Genomic DNA, 22,664 nt, shown 5'->3' with positions numbered 1-22,664 from the left:
CGGGGGGGGGGGGGGGGGGGAGGGGGGGGGGGGGGACGGAGGGGAAAAAAGGTAAAAGCTCTTCCCCCCCGTTTTGGGGCACCTCCCTGTCCCCGCCCCAGGGGGGGGGGTGCGGGTCCCGGTCCGGGTAAGCCCCGCACGGGGTCAGGTGGCAATACCCCAGGCGATTCCGTCGAGGATGTCGTGTTCGCTCACGACCACCTCGGCGGCGCCGGTGCGCTCCATGATCTCCAGCAGCTCCAGCGCCCCGGCCGCGATCACGTCCACCCGGCCCGGGTGCATCGACGGGATGGCCGCGCGCTCGGCGTGGGTGGCGGCCAGCAGCTCCCGGGCGATCCCGGCGACCCGGTCCCGGCCGATCCGCGAGTGGTGGATCGCCGCCGAGTCGTAGCCGGGCAGGCCCTGGGCGATCGCGGACACCGTGGTGACCGTCCCGGCCAGGCCCACCAGGGTGGCCGCGCCGGTCAGCGGGACGACCTCCTCCGCCCGGTCCAGCTCCGCCCGCACGTGCGCCCGGGCGGCCTCGACCTGCTCCGCGGAGGGCAGCTCGGCGTCGCCGAAGTACCGCTCGGTGAGCCGCACGCAACCGATGTTCACCGAGCGCGCCGCCTGGACGTCGTCCGAGCCGAGCACGAACTCGGTGGAGCCGCCGCCGAGGTCGAACACCAGGTACGGGCCGGGGAACTGACCGCCCGTCAGCTCCTTGGTGGCGCCCACGAAGGACAGGTGCGCCTCCTCCTCGCCGCTCACCACCTCGGGCTCGACGCCCAGGATGTCGCGCACGCCCTTGACGTACTCGTCGCTGTTCTCGGCGTCCCGGGAGGCACTGGTGGCGACGAAGCGGACCCGCTCCGGGCCGACACCGAAGCCGGCGATGATCTCCTGGTACTCCCGGCAGGCCGCGAAGGTGCGGGCCAGCGCGTCGGGGTGCAGCCGGCCGGTGCGGTCCACGCCCTGGCCCAGCCGGTTGACGATCATCCGGCGGTCGAGGTCGGTGATCTCCCCCGTCTCCGGGTCGAGGTCGGCGACCAGCAGGCGGATCGAGTTGGTGCCGCAGTCGATCGCGGCCACGCGGGTCGTGCTCACTCGGACTCCCGCTCCGCCGCGGCTTCCTCCACGGCGCGCTTCTTCGCGGCGCGCTCGGCGGTCTTCTGCTCCTTGGCGGCGATCACGGCCTCGTGGTCCTGGTCCTTGGCGCGGTTGCGGGCGACCCGCTCACCGGCGGCCTCGACCTCCGCCGGGGACACGCACGGGCCCTTGGCCCACCAGTCCTCCAGCATGCCGATCGCCTCGTCGCCGAGCGGGTTGACGCCCTCGCCGGCCGCCAGCGAGTGGCCGACCAGCACGTGCAGGCACTTCACCCGGTCCGGCATGCCGCCGGCGCTCGGGAAGCCCTCCAGCACCTCGATCGCGTCGCGCCGGGCGATGTAGTCCTCGTGCGCCCTCTGGTAGGCGGCCGCCAGCTCCGGGTCCTCGGCCAGCCGGGCGCTCTGGTCCTTCATCACGCCCTCCGCCTCCAGGGTGCCGATCAGCGAGGCGGCCTTGGGGCAGGTCAGGTAGTAGAGCGTGGGGAACGGCGTGCCGTCCGGCAGCCGGGGGGCCGTCTCCACGACGTCCGGGTTGCCGCAGGGGCAGCGGTGCGCCACGCCGCGCAGGCCGCGCGGCACCCGGCCGAGCTGGGCGGCGATGGCCGCGACGTCGGCGTCGGAGACGGAGGGGTGGTTCTCAGTGGTCATGGGGGGAGGTGTCTCCAACGGGGGACGGTGGGAGGGGAAGGGGGGTGGCGGGGGCCGCCGCCGCGGTGTCGGCGGCGTCCACCGAGTCCCAGATGCCGGCGTACCAGGGCTTGGCGGCCTTCGTCCGGTCGGCGGCGCTTCCGGAGGCCGCGGTGCCGGAGGAGGCCGCACCCGCCGCGGACGAGGAGGGCTGGGCGGAGGCCCGGCCGGCCGGATCCACCGCGATGTACGGGGTCTCCCCCGGCACCGCGTAGTGCAGCCGGGCGCGGGCCTGCGCCTTCACGTACTCCGGGTCCTGCCAGCGGGCCTTCTCCCGGCGCAGCTGCTCGACCTGCTGGCGCGCGTGGTCGGCCTTCGCCCGCTGGGCGGAGATCTCGGCGCGCTGGGAGATGAACTGCCGCGTCGGGTAGGCGAGGATCGCCACCAGCGAACAGAGCACCAGGACGAGGACGGTCGCCCGGCTCGTGAACCGGGGCCGGGCCGCCAAGCCCGGGATCCTCCAGCCAGCCATCTCCCGTATCCCCTCCTGGTCGCGACGGTGCCCCGCCGTCCACCCTACGGGGTGAACGGCGGGGCACCGGTCAGGCGTGCGCTACCGGGAGCGCCCGGCCCTCGTGCTCGCCGTGCGGATCGCTCCGCGCGGCGGCCGGGCCCGGTCGCTCCGCGGAGCGGCCGTTCCTGCTACTCCGCGGCGCGGAAGCGCGGGAAGGCGCCGCGGCCGGCGTACTCGGCGGCGTCGTCGAGGATCTCCTCGATGCGCAGCAGCTGGTTGTACTTGGCGACGCGCTCGGAGCGGGCCGGGGCACCGGTCTTGATCTGGCCGCAGTTGGTGGCGACGGCCAGGTCGGCGATGGTGACGTCCTCGGTCTCGCCGGAGCGGTGCGACATCATGCAGCGGTAGCCGTTGCGCTGGGCCAGCTCGACGGCGTCCAGGGTCTCGGTCAGCGAGCCGATCTGGTTCACCTTCACCAGCAGCGCGTTGGCGGTGCCGGTCTCGATGCCGCGGGCCAGGCGGGCCGGGTTGGTGACGAACAGGTCGTCGCCGACCAGCTGGACCTTGTCGCCCAGCTTGTCGGTCATGGCCTTCCAGCCGTCCCAGTCGGACTCGTCCAGCGGGTCCTCGATGGAGACCAGCGGGTAGGCGGCGACCAGCTCGGCGTAGTACTCGATGAGCTCGGCGGCGGTGAGGTCCTTGCCCTCGAACTGGTAGGCGCCGTCCTCGTAGAACTCGGAGGAGGCGACGTCCAGGGCCAGCGCGACGTCACGGCCGGGCACGTAGCCGGCCTTCTCGATGGCCTCGACGATGAGGTCCAGGGCCTCGCGGTTGGAGTCCAGGTTCGGGGCGAAGCCGCCCTCGTCGCCCAGGCCGGTGGACAGGCCGCGCTCCTTCAGCACGCCCTTGAGCGTGTGGTAGACCTCGACGCCCCAGCGGACGGCCTCGGAGAAGGACTCCGCGCCGATCGGGGCGATCATGAACTCCTGGATGTCGACGTTGGAGTCCGCGTGCGACCCACCGTTGAGGATGTTCATCATCGGGACCGGCAGGACGTGCGCGTTCGGGCCGCCCAGGTAGCGGAACAGCGGCAGGTCGCTGGCCTCGGAGGCGGCGTGCGCGACGGCCAGCGAGACGCCCAGGATGGCGTTGGCGCCGAGCGAGGACTTGTCCGGGGTGGCGTCCAGGTCCAGCATGGCCTGGTCGATCAGGCGCTGCTCGGTGGCGTCGTAGCCGACCAGCTCCGGGCCGATCTGCTCGATGACGGCCAGGACGGCCTTCTCGACGCCCTTGCCGAAGTAGCGGTTCTTGTCACCGTCACGCAGCTCCAGCGCCTCGAAGGCACCGGTGGAAGCACCCGACGGGACAGCGGCACGACCCGTGCTGCCGTCGTCGAGGCCGACCTCGACCTCGACCGTGGGGTTGCCGCGGGAGTCGAGGATCTCACGGGCTACGACGACATCGATGGACGGCACGAGGCATCTCCTTGCGGAAGCAGGGTCCGGTCTGACGGTGGTGCTGTCAGCAGGACGATTGCGGAGTCGTTACGACCAGAGCCTAACCGCCCGGGCTCCCGGGGCCACGTCCGCCTCGGTCCCGTCTCAGCGTGTGGCCCCACTACCCACCGGTAGTTCACCTGCTTGTCCCAGCTTGTCCCACCGGAGCGGTCGAATGCGGACGAAGGGGACCGGTAGGACCGGTCCCCTTCGGACGGCGGGGTGAGGCGGCGTCGGCACCGGGCGCGGCGGGCGGGCCGGCGGCGGGCGGGCAGGCGTCGAGCGGGCCGGCTCAGCCGAGGTGCAGCACCTGGCCGGGCATGATCAGGTTCGGGTCGCCGCCGACCGTGCCGTGGTTCTGCTCGTACAGCGCGTGCCAGCCTCCGGACACGCCCTGGGCGGCGGCGATGGTCGACAGGGTGTCACCGGCGCGGACGGTGTAGTCGTGGCCGGTGGCCTGCGGGGCCGACTGCGCGGCCTGCGGGGCGTACTGCGGCTGGGCGGCGGCCTGGCCGGCGTACTGCTGGTAGACGCTCTGGTGGCTGGTCCAGTACCAGGCGCCGTTGCTCTGGTACCAGTACACCTTGGCGTCGGCGTCCCAGCCGGCCTTGCCGGAGAAGCCCGGGGTCTGCGGCTGCGCCTGCTGCTGCGGGGCGGCCTGCTGGACCGGCTGCGCGGCGGGCTTCGAGGCCTGCTTCTGGGCGGCGGGCTGCTGCGCGACCGGCTTCTCGGCCGGCTTGGCGGCGGGCTTCGGGGTCTGCTGCTTGGGCGCGGACTGCGGCTTGGCGTCCGAGGAGGTGTCGACCGCGGCCGGGGCGCCGCCCTTGGTCAGACCGGCCTTCTGGGAGCAGACCGGCCAGGCACCCGGGCCCTGCGAGGCCAGCACCTTCTCGGCGACCGAGATCTGCTGGGCCTTGCTGGCCTGGTTGGCCTGCGGCGCGTAGGCGGTGCCGCCGTACGCCTTCCAGGTGCTGGAGGTGAACTGGAGGCCGCCGTAGAAGCCGTTGCCGGTGTTGATGCTCCAGTTGCCACCGGCCTCGCACTGGGCGACGGCGTCCCAGGTGGAGGCGGGGGCTGCGGAGGCGCCGGTGGCGGTGAGGAGCGGCATCGCGAGTCCGACGCCGGCCACACCGGCGACGGCGATGGCCTTCTCGGCCTGGGTGCGACGACGGTGACGGCCAGTTCCAACGAACAGCATGAAGAGGTCCCTCTCCGCACGCCTGCGAGGTGAGCTGTCGGGTTCGGACCGGGAGGTGGCCCGGCCGCCGTATGCGGAAACGATTCCGCTCGGGCGGCTTCACCCCAAGCCGTGGGGAGACGGCAACAAACCTGGTTCCCCCGCCCCTGCCCAGGGTTCTGGTCGGTTTCCCGTGACGCGGCGGGCAGGACTCGGCGTTCCGCGTACGAGGTCCGCAGCTGCGAACTCCAGGGAGAGTAGACAGATCATCAGACCAATCACAAGCTCATATCGTCGATATCACACAATAATTACGGCGCGTGTTCGATCGCCTACCAACGGCGGTGTTATGTCCGGATTGATGGGTGTTCACACCCCCGTCGGCAGGTGGTTCGCGACGTCCCGTCAGGGCGATCTCAGCACGTCGGAGGCGTGGCGGGAGCGTGCGGAGAGGCCTGCGGAGAGGCCTGCGAAGGAGCGTGCGGAGAGGCCTGCGGAGAGGCCTGCGAAGGAGCGTGCGGAGGGGTCTGCGGAGAGGCGTGCGGGGAACGGCGCTCCGGACTGAATTCCACCGGGAGTTCGCGCAGCCCACGCATGATCAGACCACCGCGCCACCGCAGGTCGTCCGCGTTTTCCGCGAGCCGGAGATCGGGCAGCCGGGAAAGCAGCGTGGTCAGCGCGGCACGACCCTCCAAGCGGGCGAGCGGAGCGCCGATGCAGTAGTGGATGCCGTGCCCGAAGCCCAGGTGGGGGTTGTCCGTCCGGGCCAGGTCCAGGGTGTTCTCGGCCGCGAACCGGGCCGGGTCGCGGTCCGCCGCGGCGAGCACCACCAGCACCGGGTCGCCGACCGGGATGTCCACCCCGCCGATGGTCAGCGGACGGGTCGCGAACCGCCAGGTCGCCATCTCCACCGGCCCGTCGTATCGCAGGAGTTCCTCGATCCCGGTCTCCAGCAGCGCGCTCTCCCCGCGGGCCACCGACTCCTGCAGCAACCGGCGCTGCTCCGGATTGCGCAGCAGGGCGTACGTGCCGTTGCCGATCAGGTTCACGGTGGTCTCGAAACCCGCGAACAGGAGGATGAAGGCCATCGCCGCGGCCTCGTTCTCGGTCAGGTGCTCACCGTGGTCACTGGCCCGGATCAGGCCCGAGATCAGGTCGTCCCCGAGGTCCGCTCGCTTGCGGTGGATCAGCTCCAGCAGGTACGCCCGCATCCGCTTCACCGCCCGCCCCACGCCGCCGCGCTGCCCGCCGCCGTGGCCCGGCTTCGTGTGGCGCACCATCATCCCGGCCCAGTCCCGGAAGTCGTCCTGGTCCTCGGCCGGCACGCCCAGCAGGTCGCAGATCGCGTAGATGGGGAGCGGGAAGGCGAACTCGTGGATCAGGTCCGCCGAACCGCGCTGCGCGAAGCCGTCGATCAGCCGGTCGGTGAGCTGCTGCACCCGCGGCTCGAACTCCGCCACCCGGCGCGGGGTGAACGCCTTCGACACCAGCCTGCGCAGCCGGGTGTGGTCCGGCGGGTCGATGTTCAGCAGGTGGGTCATCAGGTCCGCCTGCCGCTCCCCCGGGATGCCCACCCGGCCGGTGCGGTGCGCCTGCTCGCTGTGGTGCGCCGGGTTCTTCGACAGCCGGCTGTCCGCGAGCGCCTGCCGGGCGTCCGCGTACCGGGTCACCAGCCAGGCCTCCACCCCGCTCGGCAGCGTGGTGCGGTGCACCGGGGCGTGCTCGCGCAGCCAGGCGTAGGCGGGGTACGGGTCGGAGGCGAACTCCCAGGTGAACAGCTGCGGGGCGGTGGCGTCGGACGGCGTGGCGGCGGGCCGGGCGGAGTCGGGCTGAGCTGGCATGGACCGACCGTATCCGGTGCGACGGGCACGCCCCGCTCCGGCGGGCCGCCGCTCCTCCCGCCGACGGTCCGCGGCCGTCCTGCCGATGTTCCGTGGACGGCCCATGGACGGTTCATGGACGGCCCGTTGACTGTCCGCGGACGGTCAATGGACAGCTCTTGGCCGACTCTTGGCCGCGGTGCGGGCGTGAGCCTGGTCACCTGCGGGGTAATCCCTGTTGCGGAGGGTCAGGACGTGCCTACGATCCTCCGCAGTACGCGTGGGCGCCGGTGCGGTGTCGTCCACAGGGAGGAGCAGGCCATGCGGGTCAGCGGGTCAGTCGTCGTCATCGCGGTCCTCGACGGCGGTTCGGGCGCGGGACTCGCCCGCCGGTTCGCCGCCGCCGGCGCCTCCGGAATGCTCATCGCCGACCAGTACGCCGGCATCGCCGAGGACCTCGCCACCGAACTCGACCGGCCGGGCTGCCCCGTCGTCGGCGTCTGCGGCGACATCCGCCGCCCCAGCGACGTCGCCGCCCTCGTCGACACCGCCGAGAAGCACCTCGGACCGATCGACCTGTTCGCCGTGGCCGGCCCGGACGGCGAGCGGATCATCTCGCTGGCCGAGCTGCCCGACCACCTCGACCTGGAACGGCTCGCCGAACTCGTCGTCCTCGTCGGCGAGGCCATCGGCGAACTCGTCCCGCCGCAGCGGTGCCAGGAGCACACCGCCACGGCGGCCTGAGCGCCTACTTCCCGTCGGGCTCCCCGGCCGAGTCCCCGTCGGGCTCCCCGGTCGGCTTGAGGCCTTCGGCCGCGCGCACCGCGTCCCGGTAACCGCGCGCGGCCGACCGCAGCGCCGCGTCCACGTCCACCCCGGCGTCGTGCGCCCGCTGCGCCACCGCGAGCAGCAGCCTGCCCGCCGAGTCGGCGGTCAGCTCGACCGGCAGCTCGTACGACTCGTCCGGCACCCCCGTGAAGCCCGCCCGGCGCACCCGGGACACCAGCTTCGCCGCGTACGCCAGCGCGGGCAGCCCGGCCGGCACGCCGTCCAGCACCGACTCGCGGTCCGCCTTCTCGGCCGCCTTCAGCTGCTCCCAGTTCGCCTCCACCTCGGCGGCGCCGCCGGCCTCGACGTCCCCGAACACGTGCGGGTGCCGGTACATCAGCTTCTCGACGATGTCCCCGGCCACGTCGTCGACGGTGAACGGCTCGGTCGGGTGCTCCTCGGCGATCCGGGAGTGGAAGAACACCTGCAGCAGGACGTCGCCCAACTCCTCGCGCAGCGCCTCCCGGTCCCCCTCCTCGATCGCCTCGACCAGCTCGTACGCCTCCTCGACCAGGTACTTCACCAGGCTCTCGTGCGTCTGCTCGGCGTCCCAGGGGCAGCCGCCCGGGGAGCGCAGCCGGTCCATCACCGTCACCAGGTCCAGCAGCCGCGACCCCGGCAGGTCGTACGAGCCGGGCAGCACCTCGATCTCCGGCACCTCGCCGGCGTGCTCCACCGCCAGCCTCGCCAGCGCGTCGGTCAGCCCCGGATCCCCGTCCGGACTGCCCAGCCACACCGTCGGCCCGGCCCCGGCGGGCTGCCCGGTCAGCAGCCGCGCCAACGCGGGCGCCGACCCGGCCGGCACGACCTCCACCACCACCCCGGCCTGCCGCACCGCCGGCACCTGCGGATGCCGCTCGTCCCCCACCAGGACCCGCCCCGCCGACCGCAACGCCTCCCACGCCGGCCACGCCAGCAGGCCGGGAGCCACCCGGTGGGTGGTGGTCAGCAGGATCAACTTCGCGCCCGGAGTCTTCGTCGGCACAGCATTCGTCGTCACCCCCCGAACCTACCCCCGCACCCCCACCCCACCCGCCCGTTCCCCGCCCCCGGGCTCCGTTCCCGGGGAGGGGACCCCGCCCCGCCCGCATGAGCGCTGGAAGTCGGCCCGGCCGACTTCCTGATCCGGGATGCCAACACGCATGGGGGCACCGGATGTGGGCCGGTGGAGAACACGCCCGCCCCGGGATGTCCGGGGCTCCAAGAGGGCAGGAGCCACTGGGGATTCTCCGAGGACGGGCAGGGCGGCACGCCCCGGCCGGCACGGCGGCACCGGCACCGGGTGCCTGGGACCAGTGCCGCGCAGTGGCCCGGCCGGCGGCGGCCGGGGCCGAGGCACGGGCCCGGCACCGCGGCCCCATCCGCGCCACGAGGAGCTAACAGAACGGCGTGGTGCCCATGTCTGTTCGTGCTGCACCCGGGCATCCAGTGGGAGTGGCTGCCGCAGGAGCTCGGCTTCGGCTCGGGCATGACCTGCTGGCGCAGACTGCGCGACTGGCACGAGGCGGGGGCGTGGGACCGCCTCCACCAGGTGCTGCTGACCGAGCTGCACCGCCCGGCGAGCTGGACCGGCCGCCCGCGCCACCGGCCCCGGCAACTGTTCGCCGACCGCGGCCACGACTTCGACAAGTACCGCCGCCTGCTGCGGAAGCGCGGCATCAAGCCAGTGATCGCCCGCCGGGGCGTGCCGCACGGCTCCGGCCCCGGAGCCGTGCGCCGGGTCGCCGAGCGGACCAATGCCCGGAGCCACGGCTTCCGACGCCTGCGGATCCGCTGGGACATCCGCGACGACATTCACGAGGCCTTCCTCGAACTGGCCTGCTGCGTGATCACCTACCGACGCATCCGAGCCTTGTGTCAGCTCCTCCAAGGCCCGGCCCCCAGGACGGTGGAGGCCGTGGCCGCCGGTCAGTGCTTTGCCGGGGGCCAGGGGGTGGAGGTGGGGGTGAGGGTGGAGAGGGACTGGCGGAGGCGGCGGACGGTGGGGTGGTGGGGGCCGTCGCGGCGTTCGCGGTCGAGGAGGAGGGGGAGCAGCCACTGCCAGGCGTTCTGGGGGTCGCCGGTGGCGGCGAGGTGGAGGCCGATGCGTTCGCGGAGGTCGTAGGCGCGCTCGGGGTCGGTGTCGAGGCCGGATTCGAGGCGGGCGGTGTGGGCGGTGAGGAGGGCCTGGTACTCGGCGAGGGCCTCGGCGCCGTGACCGAGCCGGTCGAGGCAGATGGCGGCGCGGTAGCGGTGGTCGAGGCCCTGGGGGCCGTGCGGGCCGCCGTCGGCGGTGGCGGCGAGGCGGCGGTACTCGGGGAGGGCCTGCTGGGGGTGGCCCTCGTGCAGGAGGGTGCGGGCGTAGATGGTGCGGATGGTGCGCACCAGGGGTGCGGCGGCGCCGAGTTCGGCCTCGGCCCGGGGCAGCAGGCGGGCGGCGAGGCCGAGCACCTCGGTGTGGCGGCCGGCGTCGACCAGGTCGGAGAGCCGGGCGCACTCGGCGCCGAGGTCGGGCTCCGCGGGGACGGGGGGAGGTGTCGCGGGGACGGGGGGAGGTGTCGCGGGGGCGGGTGGCATGAGGAAGGGCCGGGGCTCGGAGCGGACCACGGGCGCCGGGGCGGCCGCCGCGGCCGGCGGCTGCGGCTGGTGCGGGTAGCGGAAGGGGCGGGCCGGGTCCGGCAGCGGGGTGTAGCGGGGCTGCGGGGCACCGTCGGCCGGGGGCAGCAGCGGGAGCAGCCGCGCGTACACGCTCCGGGCGTCGGCGGGGCGGTCGGCGGGCTGCTTGGCGAGCAGGTCGAGCACCAGCTGTTCCAGCGGCTGCGGCACGTCGGGGCGCAACTCCCGCAGCGGGACGGGTGGTTCGTCGACGTGTCGGCGCAGGACGCCGAGTGCGGTGGGGGCCCGGAACGGCTCCTCGCCGACGAGCATCTCGTGCAGCAGGCAGCCGAGCGCGTAGAGGTCGCTGCGCGGGTCGGTGGTGGCGGCGAGGGCCTGTTCGGGGGCCATGTAGGAGGGGCTGCCGACGGGCACGCCGGTGAGGGTCAGCCGGGTGGTCTCGGTGTCGAGGGCGGTGGCGATGCCGAGGTCGAGCAGGACGGTCCGGCCGTCCTCGCGGACCATGACGTTGCTCGGCTTGAGGTCGCGGTGGACCACCGGGATGGCGTGGACGGCGGCCAGCGCGGTGCACAGCTGGGCGGCGACGGCCGCCGCGCGTTCGATCGGGAAGGGGGCGTCCTCGGCGATGAGGTCGGCCAGGCTGACCCCGGGGATGCGCTGCATGACGAGGTAGAGCTCGCCCTCGTCCTCGCCCGCGTCGAAGACGGTGACCAGCCCGGGGTGGTCGAGCGCGGCCGTGATCCGGCACTCGCGCAGGAAGCGGCGGCTCAACTCGTCGCCGTGGCGGGCCCGTTCGCCTCCGGGGCCGGTCCCGCCGGGGAGCAGGTGCTCGGGGCGGAGCAGCTTGACCGCGACCGGGCGGTGCAGTCGTTCGTCCTGGCCGGCCCAGACCTGGCCCATGCCGCCGTGGCCGATCTTCTCGGTGAGCCGGTAGCGGCCGGCGATCAGCCGGGTGGCGGTCACGGCCGGTCCTCGCGGGCCTGGCGGCGCAGCAACTCGCCCAGCTCGCGCAGGTCGTGGGCGGTTTCGGGGGCGGGCGCCGAGGGGGCGGGGGCGGCGGTCGCGGTCGGCGCGACGGGACCGGGCACGGGAGCGGGAGCGTGAGCGGGCACGGGGGCCTGCGCGGGCGCCCCGTACCCGGGCACGGTGGCCCCGTACGGCGAGACGTTCGGCACCGCGTACGGCGAGAGGACCTGCGGAGCGGTGCGCGGCACGGCCTGCGGCGCCGGAGGTCCGGCCAGCCAGACCGCGCGGCTGTCCATCACCAGGAAGTGCGCCGTCGGCAGGAGCCAGAGCACGGCCAGCGTGATCTGGCCGGTGGTGTCGGCGGTCGGGTTCTTCAGGGTGCCCGCGACCCCGGCGGAGACGATCATGGCGAGCAGCAGCGCGCAGAACACCGCCGCGCCGAGGATGTCGTACGCCCGTCGGCGCCGGACCGCCAGCAGCAGCGAGGGGACGACCCCGAGCAGGCCGAAGGTGACCAGCGGGGCCAGCGCGCACAGCACCCGCACAACCACCCCGAACCGTCCGGGGATCGGGGGCGGTCCGGCCACTCCCCCCGGCCCGGCCGCTCCCCCGGGTGCGGGCGGGCCCGGCACCGGGCCCGGCGCGTACCCCTGCCCGGGCCCCGGCCCGTACGGCGCCCCGCCGGGCGGCGGTCCGAACTGCCCGGGGTACTGCCCTGACATGCGCGCTCCTGAGCTGGTGAGGACCGGCACCGAGGGCGGTGCGAGCGGTTCCGCACACCGTACCGCCCGGCCCGGCCGCTCCGGAGGGCTTCCGTCCGCCCGCTGCCGCATCGGTATCCCGCCGGTACCGCGCCGCTACTGAGCCGGGGTCACCTGCGGGCGCGCGCTGCGGGTCCTGCCGGATCGGGCCCCGCGGCCCCGGCCCCGGTCCGCGGGGCGGGTGTCAGTCCGGCGGCGCCAGGGTGCCGGTCGCCAGGGCGTCGGTGGCGGCCTGGGCGAGGCTGCGGCCGAGGGCGGCGGCCTGGGCGAGGGCGGTGTCGAAGGCGGCGAGGCGGGCGAAGGCGGCGCCGAGGCGCTGCTGGGCGGGGAGCGGGAGGCGGGGCAGTTCGACCCGGCGGATGTCGAGCCGGGCGGTGGTGGTGGCATGGCTGGCGGCGCGCCGGGTGCCGGCGGTGGAGCGGAACTGGCCGGCCAGGAACTCGGGGTCGAGGGCGGCCGGGTCGGGCCGCAGGAGGTGGAGCTGGCGGCCGAGGGCGGCGCCGACCAGCGGGCCCTCGGCGGGGACGACCCGGGCGGTGCCGCCGCCGAGGGCGGGGACCAGGACGTCGCCGGGGCGGGTGCGGACGTCCCCGGCCGGGCCGGGGCCGGCGGCCAGGACGGCGCTGGGCGCGGCGCCGGTGGCGAGGTCCTGGTCGGTGACGACGGGGGTGCCGCCCGAACCCGACCCGGCCGGCTTGGTGGCGGCGCCGGTGCCGGAGGAGTGCACCTCCAGCGCGCCGCCGCGGACCAGCTCGCCGATGGTGACCACCCCGACGGGAGCCGTACCGGACGCCCCGCCGGACGCAGCGCCGGCCATCCCGTCGGACGCGGCACCGGACGCGGCACCGGTCACGGCGCCGGGCCGCGGCAGCAGCGCGACCGGGTCGGGCAGATCGGCCAGCAGCTCGGCCAGCCGGCCGCCGAGGTGGGAGAGTTCGGCCGCGCCGCCGAGCGGGGCGGCGGGCGGGACGTGCCGGGCCGGGGAGAGGTCGGTCTCGTCGTCGAGCAGGTCGATGGCGGCCATCGCCCGGTGGACGCCGGGACGGTCGGCGGGGACCGGCAGGCCCTCGCGCGCGGCGAGGTCGAAGCCGCGCCAGGCCTCCAGGACGGTGCGGCGCAGCTCGGTCCAGTCGACCTTGTCCCGGCCGCCCTCGGCGGCCTGCGCCCCGGCGGCCCCGCCCGGACCGGCGAGCGCCGCCCCGGCGTCGAGCATCAGCACCTGGCGGAAGTCGCCGCCCGGCCGGGGTGCGCGCAGCACCCACAGGTGCAACGGGACGCCGTACGGCGGGGCGGCGCCGGCCGGCAGCGCGATGACGGCCCGCAGCGCACCGGAGCGGAGCAGTTCGGCCCGGATGCGGCGGCCGGCCCGGCGGGCGGCCACGGTCGGCGGGAGCAGCAGGGCGGCGAGGCCGCCGGGGCGGGTGTGCGCCAGGCAGTGCAGCACCCAGGCGAGTTCGGACTCGCCGCGCGGCGGGACGAGCCCGCCGGGCCAGCGGGTGTCGAACTGCAGCTCGTCGTGGCCCCAGTCGCGCTCGTTGTACGGGGGCTGGCAGAGCACGGCCTCGAAGGTGTCGCCGGGGAAGCCGTCGGCACGCAGGGCGTCGCCGGCCCGCAGGTCGAGCGGGAGCGGGCCGGGGTCGTCGGCGGGGGTGTGCAGGGCGATCCGGAGCCGGGCGAGGGCGGCGGTGACCGGGTCGGCGTCCTGGCCGTAGCGGCCGGTGGTCGGCGGGTGGGCGAGCAGGACGGAGCCGAGGCCGACGGCCGGGTCGAGCACGGTGGCGGGGACGCCGGCGACGGCGGCGAGCAGTTCGGCGGCCTCCGGCGGGGTGGGGCTGAGCTGCCGGGTGTTGGCCTCGGCGTACCGGGTGAGCAGCTGCTCGTACGCGCCGACCGGGCCCGTCTGCGCGGCGAGTTCGGCGAGCAGCCGGGCGAGGTCCAGTTGGGTGCTGCCGAGCAGGCCCGGGAGGCCGAGGGTGCGGGCGCCGTCGGGGCCGAAGGCGTGCACGGCGGCGCCGGTGACGGCCCGGGGCAGCGCGAGGGCGAGCCGGGTGTCGGGCCGGTCGGCGAGCCCGGCCCACTGCGCGGGCTCGCGGTGCAGCAGCAGGAGCAGGGCGCCGGCCTCGACCAGCGGGGCGGCGGGGTGACCGGCCGGGTCGCGGAGGGTGTCGACGAGCTGCCAGACCCGCTCCAGCAGCGGGAGTTCGGCGATCTTGCCCTGGGCGCGCAGCCAGGACTCGACCTCGGCGAGCGCGAAGGCCGGGCTGGCGTCGGTGCCGCCGACCGGGCGCGGGAAGTCGGGGTGGCGGCGGCGCCAGTTGCTGACCGCGGCCCGGCCGACGCCGGCCAGCCGGGCGATCTCGGCGGCGGTCACTTCGGGACGGTCCGGCACGGGGGCTCCTTCGGTGGGGGCTGCGACCGCACAGCCGGGGCGGGGGCGGGGGCTGTGACCGCACAGCATAGCGACGCACCCCTCGATCACAGTTCACATGTGAACAGAGCTCTTTTGTGAAATCGCATTGACATGGTTCACGACCGAGTGGTGTGATCTCTCCGTCGCCACCGAACGGGGCGGCGCAGGGAAGAGCACCGATCACCGGGAGACATCCATGTCCGCGAACGCCCGCCGCACCGCCGTCCGCCGCGCCACCGCCCGGCGCGGCGCCACCCGCCGCACCGCCGTCCTGCTCCTGGGTGCCGCGCTGGTCACCCTGAGCGCGACGGCGTGCAACTCCACCGGCGGCGCCTCCGTCTCGACGGAGGCGAAGCAGACCGCGGCCGCCACCGGCTCCGGGGCCGCCAAGCCCGCCGGGGACACGCCCGCCGACACCGGCAAGGCGCCCGCCAAGCTCGGCGACACCATCGCGCTCAAGGGCAACGACCCGGCCGACACCGCCGACGTGACGCTGGTGAAGGTGGTCGACAACGCCGAGGGCGAGGACGAGTTCACCCACCCGGCCGACGGCAAGCGCTTCGTCTCGGTCCAGTTCCGGATCAAGGCGAGCGGCAAGAAGGCCTACAGCGACGTCCCGGGCAACAGCGCCAAGGTGGTGGACGCCCAGGGCCAGGCCTTCGGCAGCACGATCGCGGACACCAAGGCCGGCCCGGGCTTCCAGGTCCCCGCCAACATCGCGCCCGGCGAGAGCGCCCTCGGCTTCGTCACCTTCGAGGTCCCGAAGGACGCCAAGCTCGACAAGGCCCAGTTCGGCCTCGACAGCGGCTTCGCCCCGCAGACCGGCCAGTGGAAGCTCGGCTGACGCAGCTGTTCACAGTCGGCCGGCCGCCGCACCGCGTCAACGACGGCCGGCGCCCGTCCACACGGAACGGCGGCCCCGGGGCAGAGCCCGAGACCGCCGTGAACCACCTGGAGGGCGGGGCCCTCCGGATGCCTACTTCTTCGCCCCCGCCAGGTCGTCGAACATGGCCGACAGGAACTCGGTGCACCAGCCCAGCAGTTCCCGACCGACCAGCGGCTTGCCGCCGATCCGCCCGGTGCTCGGGCGCGGCACCAACAACTGCTGGGCCGCCGCCTTCACCTGGCTGCGCGGGTAGAGCCGGTTCAGCCGCAGCTGCTGGGACTCCCGCAGCTCCACCGGCCCGAAGCGGACGTTGGAGCCCTGGAGGGTGATGTCCGAGATCCCGCACCGCCGGGCGTACAGCCGCAGCGCCGCGACCAGCAGCAGGTTCTCCACCGGCTCGGGCAGCTTGCCGTAGCGGTCCACCAGCTCGTCCCGGACCTGCTGGATGTCCTCCTCCGAGTTGACCGCGGCGATCGAGCGGTACGCCTGCAGCCGCAGCCGCTCGCCGGGCGCGTAGTCGTGCGGCACGTGGGCGTCGACCGGCAGCTCGATCTTCACCTCCAGCGGCTCCTCCTCCGGCTCCCCGCCGCCCGCCAGCGACTCGCGGAACTCCGCCACCGCCTCGCCGACCATCCGCATGTAGAGGTCGAAGCCGACGCCCGCGATGTGCCCGGACTGCTCGCCGCCGAGCAGGTTGCCCGCGCCGCGGATCTCCAGGTCCTTCATCGCGACGTACATGCCGGCGCCCATCTCGGTGTGCTGGGCGATGGTGGCCAGCCGCTCGTGCGCGGTCTCGGTGAGCGGCTTCTCCGGCGGGTACAGCATGTACGCGTAGCCGCGCTCGCGGCCTCGCCCGACCCGGCCGCGCAGCTGGTGCAGCTGGGAGAGGCCGAAGGTGTCGCCGCGCTCCACGATCAGCGTGTTGGCGTTGGAGATGTCGATGCCGGACTCCACGATCGTGGTCGACACCAGGACGTCGAACTCCTTCTCCCAGAAGTCGACGACGACCTTCTCCAGCTGGTTCTCCCCCATCTGCCCGTGCGCGGTGGCGATCCGCGCCTCGGGCACCAGGTCCTTCAGCCGGGCGGCCGCCTTGTCGATCGACTCGACCCGGTTGTGGATGTAGAACACCTGGCCCTCGCGCAGGAGTTCACGCCGGATCGCGGCCGAGATCTGCTTCTCGTCGTACGGCCCGACGAAGGTCAGCACCGGGTGCCGCTCCTCCGGCGGGGTGGTGATGGTGGACATCTCGCGGATGCCGGTGACCGCCATCTCCAGGGTGCGCGGGATCGGGGTCGCGGACATGGTGAGCACGTCCACGTTGGCGCGCAGCTTCTTCAGCTGCTCCTTGTGCTCGACGCCGAAGCGCTGCTCCTCGTCGACGATGACCAGGCCGAGGTCCTTGAACCTGGTCTCGGAGGAGAACAGCCGGTGGGTGCCGATGACGACGTCCACCGAGCCCTCGAACAGCCCCTCCAGCACGGCCTTGGCCTCGGTGTCGGTCTGGAAGCGGGACAGCGCCTTCACGTTCACCGGGAAGTTCGCGTAGCGCTCGGCGAAGGTCGAGAAGTGCTGCTGCACCAGCAGCGTGGTCGGCACCAGGACCGCCACCTGCTTGCCGTCCTGCACGGCCTTGAACGCGGCCCGCACGGCGATCTCGGTCTTGCCGTAGCCGACGTCGCCGCAGATCAGCCGGTCCATCGGGACGGACTTCTCCATGTCCGACTTGACCTCGGCGATGGTGGTCAGCTGGTCCGGCGTCTCCGCGTACGGGAAGGCGTCCTCCAGCTCCCGCTGCCACGGGGTGTCCGGGCCGAAGGTGTGGCCGGGGGCGGCCATCCGCGCCGAGTACAGCTTGATCAGGTCGGCGGCGATCTCCTTGACCGCCTTCTTGGCCCGCTGCTTGGTCTTCGCCCAGTCCGCGCCGCCGAGCCGGTGCAGCGTCGGGGCCTCGCCGCCGACGTACTTGGTGACCTGGTCGAGCTGGTCGGTCGGCACGAACAGCCGGTCGCCGGGGTGGCCGCGCTTGGCCGGGGCGTACTCCAGCACCAGGTACTCGCGGGTGGCGCCCTGGACGGTGCGCTGCACCATCTCGACGTACTTGCCGACGCCGTGCGCCTCGTGGACGACGTAGTCGCCGGCCACCAGCGCCAGCGGGTCGATCGCGTTGCGGCGGCGCGAGGGCATCCGGCGCATGTCCTTGGTGGAGGACTTCTGGCCGGACAGGTCGGTCTCGGTGATGACCGTGAGCTTCAGGTTCTCGTCGACGAAGCCGTGCTCGATCGAGCCGCAGGAGACGTGGACGACGTCCCGGGTGGGCGCCTCGGCGAGGTCGGCGACCAGGCGGGCCGGGATGCCCTCGTTGCCCAGCACCTCGGCGAGCCGGGAGGCCGGGCCGTGACCCTCGGTCACCATGACGACCCGCCAGTCGGCGGCCAGCCGCTCCTTGGCGTCGGCGATCGCCCGGGCGGTGTCGCCCCGGTAGGCCTCGACGGCGTGCATGCCGAGGGTCAGCGTGTTGGCGTCGCCGTGCCAACCGGCGACTCCGTCGCGGGCCGGGATGCCGTCGACGGTCGACTCGCTGGTCGCGAACGGGCTGACGGACCACCAGGGCAGCCCGATCTCGGCGGCGTGCTCGCGCACCTCGGCGAGCGAGCGCAGCGAGGCGGCGGAGACGTCGATGGTCTCCAGGTCGATCGGGCGGTCCCCGCCGGCCGCGGCCGCGACCCAGGAGGCGTGCAGGAACTCCTGGCTGGTCGCCACCAGGTCGGCGGCCCGGGTGCGGACCCGCTCGGGGTCGCAGACCACCGCGACCGAACCGAGCGGCAGCACGTCGACCAGCAGCTCCATGTCGTCCACCAGCACCGGCGCCAGCGACTCCATGCCCTCGACCGCGATGCCCTCGGCGATCCTGTCCAGGATCTCGGCCAGCCCGGGGTGCTCGGCGGACAGCTCGGCGGCCCGGGCCCGCACCTCCTCGGTAAGCAGCAGCTCGCGACAGGGCGGCGCCCACAGACCGTGCTCGGCGATCTCCAGCGAGCGCTGGTCGGCGACCTTGAAGTAGCGGACCTCCTCCACCTCGTCGCCCCAGAACTCCACCCGCAGCGGGTGCTCCTCGGTCGGCGGGAAGACGTCCAGGATGCCGCCGCGGACGGCGAACTCGCCGCGCTTCTCGACCAGTTCGACGCGCGCGTAGGCGGCGGCGGAGAGCCGGCGGGCCACCTCCCCCAGGTCGTACGACTCGCCGCGCCGGACGGCCACCGGTTCCAGCTCGGCCAGCCCCTTGACCTGCGGCTGGAGCACCGAGCGGACCGGGGCGACCACCACCTGGACCGGCCCGGCCGCCGGATCGTCCGCCCGCGGGTGCACGATCCGGCGCAGTACGGCCAGCCGGCGCCCGACGGTGTCCGAGCGGGGCGACAGCCGTTCGTGCGGCAGGGTCTCCCAGGCCGGGAACTCGGCGACGGCGTCGACGGGCAGCAGGGAGCGCAGTGAGGCCGCGAGGTCCTCGGCCTCCCGGCCGGTCGCGGTGACGGCGAGCACCGGGCGGCCCCGGTCCCCGGCGGCCTGCCCGGCGAGCGCGCGGGCCAGCGCGGCGATGGCGAACGGCCGGGCGGCGGGCGGTCCGACCAGGTCCAGGTGGCGGCGTCCACCGGCCGCGGCTCCGGGGGCGGTGGCCGCCTCGATCGCCTCGGCGAGCGCCGCGTCCCGCGCGACGACATCGAGCAGTCCGGTCAGGCTCATCTGGGGTCTCTTCTTCGTCCCGTGGCTGATGCTGCCCCGGGGCGGCGAAGGCCCGCCGGGGCAACGCGAACGGCCCGGCACGCCGAGCGGCCGGGGGTCTCCAGCCTACGCCGCGGCAGGGACGCGCACGCGGTCCACGGCTTCGGCGAGGCCGGACCGGGGCCGTGCCGGACCCGCGGCGGGGCCGCGTTGGGGCCGCGCCGGGACCGGAAGGGGGTGAAAGGGGGCGAAAGGGGGTCGGCCGGGGTCGGCCGGGGACCCGGAGCACCGGGCATCCGCGCGGCCGCCCGCACGGATTGTCAGGAACACGTCCGAGAACGAACGACTGGACGGAACACCGGACCGGCCGGTGGACGAACCAACCGGGAGCCGGCCCGAACGGGGCACGGCTATCCGCCACGAACTGGACATACTCCTGTCACTGGCCGTCCATGGAGATCGCGCACCATGGTGAACGTGCCCGCCGCACCCAACCGTGGGGGATGGCTGTGGAGGGCACTGTCGCACCCCCGATGGGGGTCGGAGGTGCGAGGCCGGGCGGCCCTGGGTGGGGGCGCCCGCCCAAGCGCCGGGAACCGTGGCGCCCTTTCCTGGAGGGCGCCACGGGTCTCGGCCTCTTTCGTTCCCGGGGGCCCACCCCGTCGACCGCCGTCCTGTCCCGAAGCCCGCCCGTCGACCCGGGCTCGCTCCCATCCCGTCGGCCCGGGCGCGCCCGGCACGGCGAAGGCCCCGACCGCCTCTCACCGCGCGGTCGGGGCCTTCGCGGCGCGTGGTCGGACGCGCCGGTCAGCGGCGGTTGTAGCTCACCGTGTGGGGGGTCGCGTAGTCGCTGCCGTCGTCCACGATGATGATCTTCGGAACGATCCGGGTCTCGGCCTCCGAGGACCGCCCGTCGCCCTTCCCGGCAGCGGCCGGCCCGTCGACCGCCTTCGCCTCGGCCGTTCCCTGGGCCGTTCCCTCGGCCGCTTCCTCGGCCCCGGCCGTCCCCTCGACCGTCTCCTCGGCGGGCGGCGAGGCCGGCTTCGGCGGCACCGGGCCGGTCGCCACGGGCCCGCCGATGGCCCTGGTGGCGCTGCTGCCGACCACCGGCGTCCGCAGCACGGTCGCCGACCTCTCCCGGGCGGGGGCCTTGGCCCCGGCGGGAGCCGCGGGAGTCAGGGTCTTGCGCAGGTCGGCCACCGGGATCTCCCCGGTGTCCGCCTCCGAGTCCACCGGCGAGGCGTCGACGACCGCGTCGACGACCGCCTCCCGCGGCGCGGGGGGCGCGGGGGGCGCGGCGGGCACGACGGAGTCCTGGGCGGCCCGGGCGGCCGCGACGGCGGCCGCCGCCACCTCGGGCTCGATCTGGCCGACCGCCGCCCCGGTGAGCGAGGCCAGCGTGGCCTTGATGTGGTCCAGGTGCTGCTGCACCGTCTCCAGCCGGGTGTCGAACTCGCGCTGCTCGCGCTCGCTCTCCGCGTTGATCTTCTCGGCCTCCCGGCGGGCCTGCTCGACCAGCTGGTCGGCCTTGGCCTGGGCGTCCGTCTCCAGCTGCTTGATCCGGTTCAGCACCGTCTCCCGCTGCTGCTCCGCCTCCTTGACCTTGCGCTCGGCGGTCGCCGAGACCTCGGCGTCCTCGGCGTCGGCCGCGGCCTGGGCGGCGGCGAAGGTCTCGTCGGCCTTGCGGCGCCGGGCGGCCAGCTCGGCCTCGGCCTGCTCGCTGGCCTCGGCGGCGGCCACCCGCACCTTGGCGGCGTACGCGGTCGCGGTGTCCCGGGCGGAACGGCTCTCCCGGTCGGTGTCGGACCGGATGCCCTCGGCCTCGGCCCGGGTCCGCTCCTCGGTGCGGCGGGCGGCCGCGTCCGCGTCGGTACGGGTCGTGGTGCTGTACTCCTTGGCGGCGCGGTCGGCGGCCTGCCCCGCCTCGTAGACCTCGTCCCGCAGGTCCTCGGCGAAGCGCTCGGCCTTCTCCCGGACGGCGCGCGCCTCGTTCTCGGCCATCGCGGCCAGTCCGGCGGCCTGCTCGCTGAGTACCTGGTAGTCGGGTTCCGGGGCCTCCTCGGCAGTCCGGCGGATGTCGGCCAGCCGGGCCTCCATCTGCCGGATGCCGGCGCCCAGGACGCTCAACCGTTCCCACGCCTCGTCACGCTGCGCGGTGAGGGCGGCGAGGGCTCGGTCGACCTGCTCGGGCACGTAGCCACGGCGGGCCTGGGTGAAGCCGTACTGGGGGACGGCGTCGCTCATGGGCTCTTCCCCTCGTTTCGCGGGCTGCGGAGCCCATGATCGGACGGAACGGACGGATCCGGAACCGGTTCGGTGCCCCGGGCCGGATTCCGTCGTCGTGCGGACCGGAATATGTCGAGGACGAGACGAATAGACCCATCCTCTTGACCTATTTTGCGCAGATCTGGGCGAAACCCCAACGAGGCACAGCTGTGGAGACATGCCGGAAGGGCCGTTCCGGACACCGGAACGACCCCTCCCACCTGCGAGGACCTGCGACGGTCCGCTACAGCAGGCCGTCCCAGAACTGCTCCAGCAGCACGGCCCACCAGGTGTCCGCGTTCTGCAGGGCCGCCGGGTCGATCGCGGCGAGCTGGGCCTGGAAGTCGGTCGTCCAGCGACCGGCCTGGTCCGGGGTCAGCCCGTACCGCAGCCGCCACATCCGGCCCAGCAGGGCCATCGAGCGGACGAACTCCGGTACACCGCTGTTGACGAACCGGGGCGGCTGACCGGTTCCATCGATGTCCACGGCCACCACGTGCGCGGTGCCGTACTGGACGCACAGCTGCCGTCCGTAGTCGTTGCCCAGCACCAGGTAGCCGCCGAAGTCCGGGCCCGCGGCCAGGCCGCGCTCGGCGGCCAGCTCGGCGAGCGTCGGAATCGGGCGGCCCTCCTGCGCCTGCGCCCAGAAGAACGGCCCGAAGTCGCGCGGCAGCCCGGCCCACATCAGGGTCTGGGACACCGGCTCGGGCACGCCCTGGCGGGAGACGGCGCGCTGCTCGTACCGGAACAGGTTCTGCCCGAAGGCGGCGCCGGTCTCCTGGGCGAGCTGCTGCGGCGGGAGCGGCGGCAGCGCCTGGACCGTCCCGGGCGCGGGCGGCGGCACCCGGAACGGGCGGACCCGCTGGGCGCCCGACGCCAGCTGGTGCAGCTCGTCCAGGTGGTCGAGCAGCTCGGCCATCCCGGCCTGCCGGGACGCGTGGTCGCGGCCGTACGGGGCGGTGTGGGTGAGCCGGACGTTCGGCCAGGACGCGGCGATCATGCGGTTGCAGTAGCCGCCCGGCAGGTCGCACGACTCCAGCTCGGTGTAGAGCTCCAGCACCTGCTCCGGCGGCACGTTGAGCCGGCGCAGGTCCTGCAGGATCTTCCACTCCGGGTGCGGGGTGCCGGGCTCGCTGCGGTGCAGCAGCTTCTGCTCCGAGCCGTCCGGGCCCCGGTAGCTCAGCGCGGCGAAGTACCCCGGGCCGACCGCGGGCACCCCCGGGGGCACCGGCGCGGCCTGCGGCGAACCGGGCACCGCCGGCGGGACGACCCCCGCGGCACCGCCCGTGTTCGGGTAGCCGTAGCCGGCCGCGGGCGCGGCGGGGGCCGCCGGGCCGCCGGGCGGCGGCGGGACGGCGGGACCGCCGGACGGCGGGGTGCCCGGGTCCGCCGGACCGCCCAGCAGCGCCGGGTCGATCGCGCCCGCCAGCTGGGTCGCCTCGTACGCCGTACCGGAGGCGGGCGGGCCGGCGGACGGCGCGCCCTGCGGGGCCGGCGGGGCCTCGCCA

General features: G+C 74.6%; 14 protein-coding genes, 2 pseudogenes and 1 riboswitch. Of the genes and pseudogenes, 3 read left to right on the top strand and 13 right to left on the bottom strand.

From position 1 onward, the window contains the following. Positions 1 to 144: 144 nt before the first annotated feature. The 6 genes and pseudogenes from ACFVGO_RS26945 to ACFVGO_RS26920 form a co-directional block, all read right to left on the bottom strand. A complete protein-coding gene (locus tag ACFVGO_RS26945; RefSeq protein ID WP_380634521.1) occupies positions 145 to 1,086 on the bottom strand; it encodes an exopolyphosphatase in 942 nt (313 codons plus the stop codon). Between the two features lie 128 nt (positions 1,087 to 1,214). Then, a pseudogene (locus ACFVGO_RS26940) lies at positions 1,215 to 1,754 on the bottom strand (DUF501 domain-containing protein); the annotation flags it as partial. Next, complete coding sequence (locus tag ACFVGO_RS26935; protein ID WP_359910000.1) at positions 1,726 to 2,247, bottom strand: septum formation initiator family protein; 522 nt, start codon at positions 2,245 to 2,247, stop codon at positions 1,726 to 1,728. The gene ACFVGO_RS26935 and the pseudogene ACFVGO_RS26940, both read right to left, overlap by 29 nt. Before the next feature lie 170 nt (positions 2,248 to 2,417). Next, positions 2,418 to 3,704 carry a phosphopyruvate hydratase gene (gene eno / locus ACFVGO_RS26930; protein ID WP_380634519.1) on the bottom strand — a complete coding sequence of 429 codons (1,287 nt, stop codon included), beginning with the start codon at positions 3,702 to 3,704 and terminating at the stop codon, positions 2,418 to 2,420. A 313-nt stretch (positions 3,705 to 4,017) separates the two neighbouring features. Further along, positions 4,018 to 4,923: a transglycosylase family protein gene (locus ACFVGO_RS26925; protein WP_380634517.1), complete on the bottom strand. Its 906-nt coding sequence runs from the start codon at positions 4,921 to 4,923 to the stop codon at positions 4,018 to 4,020. Positions 4,924 to 4,928: 5 nt separating this feature from the next. Further along, positions 4,929 to 5,097, bottom strand: a riboswitch (cyclic di-AMP (ydaO/yuaA leader). 221 nt (positions 5,098 to 5,318) lie between these two features. Beyond that, positions 5,319 to 6,743 carry a cytochrome P450 gene (locus tag ACFVGO_RS26920; RefSeq protein ID WP_380634515.1) on the bottom strand — a complete coding sequence of 475 codons (1,425 nt, stop codon included), beginning with the start codon at positions 6,741 to 6,743 and terminating at the stop codon, positions 5,319 to 5,321. 300 nt (positions 6,744 to 7,043) lie between these two features. On the opposite strand from ACFVGO_RS26920, the gene ACFVGO_RS26915 reads away from it, so the two are divergent. Continuing rightward, on the top strand, positions 7,044 to 7,466 hold the full coding sequence (locus ACFVGO_RS26915; RefSeq protein ID WP_380634513.1) for an SDR family NAD(P)-dependent oxidoreductase: 423 nt from the start codon (positions 7,044 to 7,046) through the stop codon (positions 7,464 to 7,466). A 4-nt stretch (positions 7,467 to 7,470) separates the two neighbouring features. On the opposite strand, the gene ACFVGO_RS26910 is transcribed toward ACFVGO_RS26915, so the two are convergent. Next, the gene (locus ACFVGO_RS26910) at positions 7,471 to 8,550 is read right to left on the bottom strand and encodes a MazG family protein (protein WP_380634511.1); all 1,080 of its coding nucleotides are present in this window, start codon (positions 8,548 to 8,550) and stop codon (positions 7,471 to 7,473) included. Positions 8,551 to 8,832: 282 nt separating this feature from the next. On the opposite strand from ACFVGO_RS26910, the pseudogene ACFVGO_RS26905 reads away from it, so the two are divergent. Further along, positions 8,833 to 9,405 (top strand): annotated as a pseudogene (locus ACFVGO_RS26905) (transposase); the annotation flags it as partial. A 53-nt stretch (positions 9,406 to 9,458) separates the two neighbouring features. Here the strand turns inward: ACFVGO_RS26905 and ACFVGO_RS26900 are convergent. The 3 genes from ACFVGO_RS26900 to ACFVGO_RS26890 all read right to left on the bottom strand — a co-directional run bounded on the left by ACFVGO_RS26900 (position 9,459) and on the right by ACFVGO_RS26890 (position 14,261). After that, the gene (locus ACFVGO_RS26900) at positions 9,459 to 11,108 is read right to left on the bottom strand and encodes a protein kinase (RefSeq protein WP_380634509.1); all 1,650 of its coding nucleotides are present in this window, start codon (positions 11,106 to 11,108) and stop codon (positions 9,459 to 9,461) included. Further along, complete coding sequence (locus ACFVGO_RS26895) at positions 11,105 to 11,833, bottom strand: hypothetical protein (protein WP_359910020.1); 729 nt, start codon at positions 11,831 to 11,833, stop codon at positions 11,105 to 11,107. Before ACFVGO_RS26895 ends, ACFVGO_RS26900 begins: the two co-directional genes overlap by 4 nt. A gap of 223 nt (positions 11,834 to 12,056) precedes the next feature. Next, complete coding sequence (locus tag ACFVGO_RS26890) at positions 12,057 to 14,261, bottom strand: N-6 DNA methylase (RefSeq protein ID WP_359910023.1); 2,205 nt, start codon at positions 14,259 to 14,261, stop codon at positions 12,057 to 12,059. Between the two features lie 217 nt (positions 14,262 to 14,478). Between ACFVGO_RS26890 and ACFVGO_RS26885 the strand changes: the two genes are divergently transcribed. Further along, positions 14,479 to 15,126 carry a DUF4352 domain-containing protein gene (locus ACFVGO_RS26885; RefSeq protein WP_380634506.1) on the top strand — a complete coding sequence of 216 codons (648 nt, stop codon included), beginning with the start codon at positions 14,479 to 14,481 and terminating at the stop codon, positions 15,124 to 15,126. A gap of 132 nt (positions 15,127 to 15,258) precedes the next feature. Here the strand turns inward: ACFVGO_RS26885 and mfd are convergent, their stop codons facing one another. The 3 genes from mfd to ACFVGO_RS26870 all read right to left on the bottom strand — a co-directional run. Further along, positions 15,259 to 18,912 (bottom strand): transcription-repair coupling factor, encoded by a 3,654-nt coding sequence (mfd, locus tag ACFVGO_RS26880; protein ID WP_359910028.1) that lies wholly within the window; start codon positions 18,910 to 18,912, stop codon positions 15,259 to 15,261. Positions 18,913 to 19,698: 786 nt separating this feature from the next. Beyond that, positions 19,699 to 21,135, bottom strand: a complete 1,437-nt coding sequence (locus ACFVGO_RS26875) for a hypothetical protein (RefSeq protein ID WP_380634504.1) — start codon at positions 21,133 to 21,135, stop codon at positions 19,699 to 19,701. Positions 21,136 to 21,400: 265 nt separating this feature from the next. Further along, on the bottom strand, positions 21,401 to 22,664 hold a 1,264-nt coding region (locus tag ACFVGO_RS26870; RefSeq protein ID WP_380359486.1), incomplete at its 5' end, for an SUKH-4 family immunity protein.

The sequence above is a fragment of the Kitasatospora sp. NPDC057738 genome (genome assembly GCF_042798815.1).
GTDB lineage: Bacteria > Actinomycetota > Actinomycetes > Streptomycetales > Streptomycetaceae > Kitasatospora > Kitasatospora lactacystinica.
This window is presented reverse-complemented; position numbering and strand designations above follow the sequence as displayed.

Bases quoted from the DNA above. Each gene is read 5' to 3' on its own strand.
- ACFVGO_RS26935 (WP_359910000.1), bottom strand. From the start codon at position 2,247: ATGGCTGGCTGGAGGATCCCGGGCTTGGCGGCCCGGCCCCGGTTCACG.
- ACFVGO_RS26925 (WP_380634517.1), bottom strand. From the start codon at position 4,923: ATGCTGTTCGTTGGAACTGGCCGTCACCGTCGTCGCACCCAGGCCGAG.
- ACFVGO_RS26920 (WP_380634515.1), bottom strand. From the start codon at position 6,743: ATGCCAGCTCAGCCCGACTCCGCCCGGCCCGCCGCCACGCCGTCCGAC.
- ACFVGO_RS26915 (WP_380634513.1), top strand. From the start codon at position 7,044: ATGCGGGTCAGCGGGTCAGTCGTCGTCATCGCGGTCCTCGACGGCGGT.
- ACFVGO_RS26895 (WP_359910020.1), bottom strand. From the start codon at position 11,833: ATGTCAGGGCAGTACCCCGGGCAGTTCGGACCGCCGCCCGGCGGGGCG.
- ACFVGO_RS26885 (WP_380634506.1), top strand. From the start codon at position 14,479: ATGTCCGCGAACGCCCGCCGCACCGCCGTCCGCCGCGCCACCGCCCGG.
- mfd (WP_359910028.1), bottom strand. From the start codon at position 18,912: ATGAGCCTGACCGGACTGCTCGATGTCGTCGCGCGGGACGCGGCGCTC.
- ACFVGO_RS26875 (WP_380634504.1), bottom strand. From the start codon at position 21,135: ATGAGCGACGCCGTCCCCCAGTACGGCTTCACCCAGGCCCGCCGTGGC.